General features: G+C 68.9%; 7 protein-coding genes and 1 pseudogene. 7 read left to right on the plus strand and 1 reads right to left on the minus strand.

All coding sequences use genetic code 11. From position 1 onward, the window contains the following. The first annotated feature begins 19 nt into the window (after window positions 1-19). The 5 genes and pseudogenes from pcaH (at window position 20) to AB0M73_RS29045 (ending at window position 3,171) form a co-directional block, all read left to right on the plus strand. Window positions 20-730 carry a protocatechuate 3,4-dioxygenase subunit beta gene (gene pcaH, locus AB0M73_RS29025; RefSeq protein ID WP_363896838.1) on the plus strand — a complete coding sequence of 237 codons (711 nt, stop codon included), beginning with the start codon at window positions 20-22 and terminating at the stop codon, window positions 728-730. Next, window positions 727-1,281 (plus strand): protocatechuate 3,4-dioxygenase subunit alpha, encoded by a 555-nt coding sequence (gene pcaG, locus AB0M73_RS29030; RefSeq protein ID WP_363896841.1) that lies wholly within the window; start codon window positions 727-729, stop codon window positions 1,279-1,281. Before pcaH ends, pcaG begins: the two co-directional genes overlap by 4 nt. Further along, window positions 1,253-2,005: pseudogene (gene pcaD, locus AB0M73_RS29035) on the plus strand (3-oxoadipate enol-lactonase); the annotation flags it as partial. The gene pcaG and the pseudogene pcaD, both read left to right, overlap by 29 nt. Beyond that, window positions 1,991-2,371, plus strand: a complete 381-nt coding sequence (pcaC, locus tag AB0M73_RS29040; protein WP_363896860.1) for a 4-carboxymuconolactone decarboxylase — start codon at window positions 1,991-1,993, stop codon at window positions 2,369-2,371. The pseudogene pcaD and the gene pcaC, both read left to right, overlap by 15 nt. Beyond that, window positions 2,368-3,171: an IclR family transcriptional regulator C-terminal domain-containing protein gene (locus tag AB0M73_RS29045; RefSeq protein WP_043717195.1), complete on the plus strand. Its 804-nt coding sequence runs from the start codon at window positions 2,368-2,370 to the stop codon at window positions 3,169-3,171. Before pcaC ends, AB0M73_RS29045 begins: the two co-directional genes overlap by 4 nt. 176 nt (window positions 3,172-3,347) lie before the next feature. On the opposite strand, the gene AB0M73_RS29050 is transcribed toward AB0M73_RS29045, so the two are convergent. Further along, the gene (locus tag AB0M73_RS29050; RefSeq protein WP_043717197.1) at window positions 3,348-3,551 is read right to left on the minus strand and encodes a cold-shock protein; all 204 of its coding nucleotides are present in this window, start codon (window positions 3,549-3,551) and stop codon (window positions 3,348-3,350) included. Between the two features lie 356 nt (window positions 3,552-3,907). Here AB0M73_RS29050 and AB0M73_RS29055 point away from each other — a divergent pair, with 356 nt between their 5' ends. Next, window positions 3,908-5,743 (plus strand): ricin-type beta-trefoil lectin domain protein, encoded by a 1,836-nt coding sequence (locus AB0M73_RS29055; protein ID WP_363896845.1) that lies wholly within the window; start codon window positions 3,908-3,910, stop codon window positions 5,741-5,743. Between the two features lie 268 nt (window positions 5,744-6,011). Further along, window positions 6,012-7,358 (plus strand): ricin-type beta-trefoil lectin domain protein, encoded by a 1,347-nt coding sequence (locus tag AB0M73_RS29060; RefSeq protein ID WP_363896848.1) that lies wholly within the window; start codon window positions 6,012-6,014, stop codon window positions 7,356-7,358. The last annotated feature ends 109 nt before the right edge of the window (window positions 7,359-7,467 follow it).

Below are 7,467 nucleotides of genomic sequence, written 5' to 3' on the forward strand. Positions count from 1 at the left end.
AAGCGTGAAGGAGAAGCCGGTGAAACTTCCGCACTACGCCTCAGACGGCGAGTCACACCCGCCGAACTCCAGCGAGCACTACCGGTCCAGCGTCCTGCGCGCCCCGCACCGCCCGTTACAGCTGATCCCCCAGCACCTCACCGAGATCACCGGGCCGCTGCTGGGTGCGGACCGGGTCGGGGAGCTCGACCACGACCTGACCCGGCAGCACATCGGGGCACCGCTGGGCGAGCGGATCATCGTCAGCGGCCGGGTGCTCGACGCCAACAACCGACCGGTGCCCAACACGCTGGTCGAGGTGTGGCAGGCCAACTCGGCCGGCCGGTACGCGCACGACCGGGACCGGCACGACGCGCCGCTGGATCCCAACTTCAGCGGGGTCGGCCGCACGGTCACCGACGCCCAGGGGAACTACCGGTTCGTCAGCATCAAGCCCGGGGCCTACCCGTGGCGCAACCACGACAACGCCTGGCGGCCCGCGCACATCCACTTCTCCCTGCTGGGCCGGGCCTTCACGCAGCGGCTGATCACCCAGATGTACTTCCCCAACGACCCGCTGTTCCCGTTCGACCCGATCTACAACTCGGTCCGCGACGAGCAGGCCCGGCAGCGCATGATCGCCCGGTTCGACCTGCCCACCACCCAGCCCGAGTGGGCCCTGTCGTACCAGTTCGACATCGTGCTGCGGGGCAGCGACGCGTCGGTGTTCGAGGACGAGGAGGACGAATGACCACCCCCTCCCAGACGGTCGGTCCCTTCTTCGCGCTGCCCGACGGGCTGCCCTGGCCCGACGGCCCGGAGGTGGTCGCCGAGGGCACGCCCGGCGCGGTGGTCATCCGCGGCACCGTGTACGACGGCGCCGGCGATCCCGTGCCCGACGCCATGATCGAGACCTGGCAGGCCAGCGCCGCCGGCCGCTTCGACCACCCCGACGACCCGCGCGGGGCCGTGGACGAGGGCTTCCGCGGTTTCGGCCGCTCGGCCACCGATCCCGAGGGCAATTTCTGGCTCCGCACGGTCAAACCGGGCTCGCTGCCCACGCCCGACGGCGACGCCGAGGCCCCGCACATCGACGTCACCGTGCTGGCCCGCGGCCTGCTGCAGCGGCTCGTGACCCGCATCTACTGGCCCGACGAGGAACAGGCCAACGCCGCCGACCCGGTGCTGGGTGCCGTGCCGGCCGAGCTGCGGCACACTCTCATCGCCCGGCGGGAGGGCGACGAGCTCCGGTTCGACATCCGCCTCCAGGGTGATGGGGAAACCGTCTTCTTCGAGCTGTGAGGGACGCGTGACGGACTACCGGTGGGCCGGCGCCGACGAGGGCCCGGTGCTGGTCGTGGGCAACTCGCTCGGCACCGACGCGCGGATGTGGCGGGAGCAGCTGCCCGCGCTCGGCGAACGGTTGCGGCTGCTGCTGATCGACCACCCAGGGCACGGCGGGGCGGCGGCGGCGCCCGGGCTCGACACCATCGACGGCCTCGGCGAGCGGACCCTGCACCTGCTCGACGAGGCCGGCGTGGAGCGTGCCCACTACCTCGGGCTGTCGCTGGGCGGCATGGTCGGCCTGTGGCTGGCGGCCAACGCCTCCGAGCGCGTCGACCGGCTGGCGGTGTGCTGCACGACGGCGTACTTCGGCACGCCCCAGGCCTGGCGGGACCGGGTGAAGGCGGTGCGAGCCAACGGCACCGCCTCGATCGCCCCACAGGTCGTGGACCGCTGGGTGACCGCCGACCACACCGACCGGGCCTGGCTGGTGGAGATGATGTCCGCTGTCGACGACGAGGGCTACGCGGCGTGCTGCGAGGCCCTGGCCACACTGGATCTGCGGGCCGCGCTGCCGTCCGTCGCGGCCCCGACGCTGGTGATCGCCGGCGACGAGGACCGGGCCACCCCGGTGGAACACGGGCAGGCCATCGCCGACGCCGTTCCCGGCGCGCGGCTCAAGGTCGTGCCGGGGGCGCACCTCGCCCCGCTGGAGTCACCCGATGTGGTGACGCCGTTGCTGGTGGAGCACTTCACCTCGGTGCGTCGGCAGGTCCTCGGCGACGCCCACGTGGACCGGGCCCAGGCGGCGACGACCCCGTTCACCGCCGACTTCCAGGACTTCATCGGCCGCTACGCGTGGGGCGACATCTGGACCCGGCCCGGCCTGGACCGCCGCACCCGCAGCGCCATCACGCTGGCCATGCTGGCCACCCTGCAGCACGAGGACGAGCTGGCCATGCACGTGCGGGCCGCGCTGCGCAACGGGATGACCGTCGAGGAGATCAAGGAGGTGCTGCTTCAGGTCGCGGTGTACGCCGGCGTGCCCACGGCCAACCGGGCGTTCCGTGTCGCCGACCGGGTGCTGTCTACCCTGGACACACCATGAGCGAGCCATCCGGAACCGACACCGAGACATCAGCCCGCGGCAACGCCTTCGTCCAGTCCCTGGAGCGGGGGCTGGCCGTGATCCGCGCGTTCGACGCCGAGCACAGCGAGCTGACGCTCAGCGACGTCGCCCGCAGCACCGGGCTCACCCGGGCCGCCGCCCGACGGTTCCTGCACACCCTGGTCGAGCTGGGCTACATGCGGACCGACGGCCGGCTGTTCGCGCTGCGGCCCCGGATCCTGGAGCTGGGCTACGCCTACCTGTCCAGCATGGGGCTGCCCGAGGTGGCGCAGCCGCACCTGGAGAACCTGGTGTCCAAGGTGCACGAATCGAGCTCGGTGTCCGTGCTGGACGGCGAGGACGTCGTCTATGTGGCCCGCGTGCCGACGAAGCGGATCATGACGGTGTCCATCGCGGTCGGCACCCGGTTCCCGGCCTACGCCACCTCGATGGGCCGAGTGCTGCTGGCCGCGCAGTCCGACGAGTGGCTGGACGCCTACTTCGAGCGGGCGGAACTGCACGCGCTGACCCGGTACACCACGGTGGAGCGGCAGCTGCTGCGCACGATGCTGGAGCACATCCGCACCACCGGCTGGGCCCTGGTGGACCAGGAATTGGAGGTGGGACTGCGCTCGATCGCGGCGCCCATCCACGACCCGGCCGGTGAGGTGATCGCCGCGGTGAACGTGTCCGCGCACGCCAGCCGGGGCAGCGGCGAGGACATCCGCAACGAACTGCTTCCGCATCTGCTCGGCGCCGCCGAGGCGATCGAACACGATCTACGCGGCAGCCGTCGCTGAGGATTCGCCGCAGGGGGCCCGGCCCCGGGGATTCGACACAGGGGGATTCGGGCGAACGGGCGCGTCCGTTTGACGTAAATTCGACAATCTGAAACAAGTGAAACAAACGAAAGGCCCGCCACCGTTGGTGACGGGCTTCGCTCAGCCGAACCAGGTCAGCCGATAATCAGACGATCTCAGATCGCCCGCACGCCCATGGCCTGCGGGCCCTTCTGGCCCTGACCGACCTCGAACTCGACCTGCTGGTTCTCCTCCAGGGACTTGAAGCCGTTGCCCTGGATCTCCGAGTAGTGCACGAAAACGTCAGCGCCACCATCGGACGGGGCGATGAAGCCGAAGCCCTTTTCCGAGTTGAACCACTTGACGGTGCCCTGAGCCACTTGATCTATCTCCTCAAACAGGTACTACGTCTCGCCGCAACCGCGGCGCTACGGGTCTGATCGCGGACGGGGGACTTCACCCGGTTCCCTGCGAGGAGGACCACCGCCCGCGACTTCTTCCGCGAGCGTGGATACGACACGAACACAGAATGCGACCACACACAGTGAACCACACCGAGTGCTCAAGGTGGAAGTCCGCCACCCGTCCAGGTGTGACCGCCGGCACTTCCCCCTCTTGACGCGACAAGAGTTCACCTCTTAAATCATGACTCGAAATAAGGTGTGACGCGCGCACCGCCACCGAGCCTCACACACCGACGGACCCCTGCGAACCTGTCGAACCGAGGTGCCCTGCCGTGCGACCAACGCTGCTCGTCGTGCCCCTGGTGCTCGTGGCCGGAATGATGGCGGCCCCGGCCGCCAACGCCGCCAACGAGTCCGTCAACATCTGGCTGACCTCAACCAATGACTCCGGTGGCCGCAACGTCACCCGCGGGCTGCAACAGCAGAGCCCGATCAGCTTCACCGCCGGCACCGGGACCGGCCAGCAGACCATCACGGTCGACGAGAACACCCGGTACCAGCAGTTCGAGGGCGCGGGCGCGTCGTTCACCGACACCACCGCGTACCTGATGAACTCCAGCGGCGCCCTGTCCGCCGCCACCCGCAACGCCACCATGCAGAAGCTGTTCGACCCGGTCAACGGCATCGGGCTGAGCTTCCTGCGCAACCCCATGGGCGCGTCCGACCTGGCCCGCTACAGCTACACCTACGACGACGGCGCGGCCGACCCCAACCTGACCCGCTTCAGCCTGTCGCACGACCTGGTCGACGTCATCCCGCTGACCAAGCAGGCCAAGCAGCTCAACCCGCAACTGAAGGTCATGGCCTCGCCGTGGACCGCGCCGCCGTGGATGAAGGACAACAACTCCTACGTCCAGGGCTGGCTGCAGTCGCAGTACTACCAGGCCTACGCCAACTACTTCGTCAAGTACATCCAGGGCTTCCAGGCCCAGGGCGTGCCGGTCGACTACGTGTCCGAGCAGAACGAGCCGACGGTGGGCGGCAACTACCCCGGCATGAACTGGAACGGCTCGGGGCTGGCCGTGTTCGCCAAGAACAACCTGCTGCCGGCGCTGCACAACGCGGGCCTGTCGACCAAGGTGCTGGCCCTGGACTGGAACTGGGACAGCTACGACAGCTTCGCGGCCCCGACCGTCAATGACGCGTCGATCCGCAACGACCCGAACTTCGGCGGCGTGGCGTGGCACGGCTACGAGGGCGACGTCTCGGAGCAGACCACGATCCACAACCAGTACCCGTCGATGAACATGTACGAGACCGAGCACTCGGGCGGCAACTGGATCGGCAATCAGCAGAACGAGGACATGAACAACATCATCGACTACACCCGCAACTGGGACCGTAGCGTGGTGAAGTGGAGCCTCGCCGTCGATGAGCACCAGGGCCCCAACAACGGCGGCTGCAGCACCTGCACGGGCCTGATCACCGTGCACCAGAACGACAATCGCGGCCAGGTCGACTACAACATCGAGTACTACGACATGGGCCAGCTGACCAAGTTCGTGAAGCCGGGCGCCACCCGCATCGCCTCCAACGACAGCGCGGTGCGCAACGTCGCGTGGATCAACCCGGACGGCTCCAAGGCGCTCGTGGCCTACAACCCCAGCGGCAGCGCGCAGAGCGTGCGGGTCAACTGGGGCAACGAGTCCTTCACCTACTCGGTCCCCGCCGCCACCAGCGCCACGTTCACCTGGAACGGCACGCAGGGCGGCACCACCACCCCGCCGCCCGGTGGCCACACCATCACCGGCATCGGCGGCAAGTGCGTGGACGTGGCCGGCGCCAACTCGGCCAACGGCACCCAGGTGCAGCTCTACACTTGCAACGGCACCGCCGCGCAGACCTGGACCCAGTCCGGCAGCACGCTGCAGTCGCTGGGCAAGTGCCTCGACGTCGCCGGCGCCAGCACCGCCAACGGAGCCAAGGTCCAGCTGTACGACTGCAACGGATCCGGGGCCCAGCAATGGACCCAGAACGGACAGCACGAACTCGTCAACGCCGGTTCGGGTAAATGCCTCGACGCCACGAACCAGAGTTCGGCCGATGGAACTCCGCTGCAGATCTGGACCTGCGCCGGCGGCGCGAACCAACAGTGGACGCTCAACTGACGTCCTGATCGTCCGAATTCTCCGTCCCGGCCCGTCGCGCGTTCCGCCCGCGATGGGTCGGGACGGCTCCAGCATTCCCAAAACCGGCCCTGAGCTGCGGTTTTACGTCCGAACGCACTATTGATCGCTGCCCGATCGGGCGGTATGAATACGTCACGGAATTGGTCCAGACCGCCCCCGCCGTCGCGGCCTGTCGATTTCGTGAAATGCCGGATTTTCACCCCTGCCTGCACGATTCCGGCCGTGCGATACCCGTAGGAGATCGACCATGCGCATCACGACAAGAGCGGTGTTGGCCGCCGCGCTGCCGTTGGCGGCGACCGCGGCCATGGTGGCCGCGCCGGCCGCGACGGCGGCCCCGGCCGCGGGCGGGGCCTTCCCGGCCCACTACTCCGCGCCCTACCTCCAGGTCAGCGACGCCGACGCGGGCCAGATGGCCTCGGACATGAACGCGACCGGCACGAAGTTCTACACGCTGGCGTTCCTGACGCCGCAGTCCGGCTGCACGCCGGTCTGGGAGGCCAACGGCACCGGCGTCGGCTCGTTCAAGTCGCAGATCACCGCGCTGCAGAACGCCGGCGGCAACGTGATCCCCTCCTTCGGCGGGGCCGAGGGCGGCGAGCTGGCCCAGACCTGCACGAACGTGTCCAGCCTGACCGCCGCGTACGCCAACGTGGTCAACCAGTACGGCACCAACCGCCTGGACTTCGACATCGAGGGCGGCGTCATCAAGGACACCGCGTCGATCGCCCGGCGCGACCAGGCCCTGGCCGCGCTCCAGGCCCAGAACCCGAACGTGCAGGTCGACTACACGCTCGCGGTCGGCACCGACGGCCTCGAGAGCGACCAGTTCACGGTCCTCAACGACGCCAAGGCCAAGGGCGTCAAGGTCAGCGTCATCAACCTGATGGTGATGGACTTCTACGACGGCCAGCCCGTCATCAACGACGCGCTGTCGGCCGCCCGCAACGCCGCCAACCAGATCGCCGGCCTGTACGGGATCTCCACCTCCGCCGCCTACGGCAAGATGGGCCTGACCCCCATCGCCGGCCGCAACGACGACGGCGCCCAGTTCAGCCAGACCGACGCCCAGACGCTGGAGACCTTCGCCGCCCAGAACGGCGTGGCCGAGCTGTCCTTCTGGGAGCTGCAGGACTACGACCGGGCCACCGGCTACGCCTACTCCCGGATCTTCCAGAAGCTCACGGGCGGCACCACTCCGCCCCCGCCGCCGCCCGGCGGCGGCACCATCACCGGCATCGGCGGCAAGTGCGTCGACGTCGCCGGGGCCAGCTCCGCCAACGGCACCCAGGTGCAGATCTACACCTGCAACGGCACCGCCGCGCAGACGTGGTCGCACTCCGGCAACTCGTTGCAGGCCCTCGGCAAGTGCCTGGACGTCGCCGGCGCCAGCACCGCCAACGGCGCCAAGGTCCAGCTGTACGACTGCAACGGCTCCGGGGCCCAGCAATGGACCGTCAACGCGCAGAAGGAGCTCGTGAACACCGGCTCCGGCAAGTGCCTCGACGCCACCAACCAGAGCTCCGCCGACGGCACCCCGCTCCAGATCTGGACCTGCGCGGGCGGCGCCAACCAGCAGTGGACCCTCAACTGAGGTAACTCCCTCCACGGCGAAGGGGCCTGCCAAACGCCAGGGCAGGCCCCTTTGACAACCGCGAGTCCCGCTCTCGGGCAGGCATGATCTCAACACATGCTCGCCCGAG

The organism is Kutzneria sp. NPDC051319, assembly GCF_040682195.1.
Lineage (GTDB): Bacteria > Actinomycetota > Actinomycetes > Mycobacteriales > Pseudonocardiaceae > Kutzneria.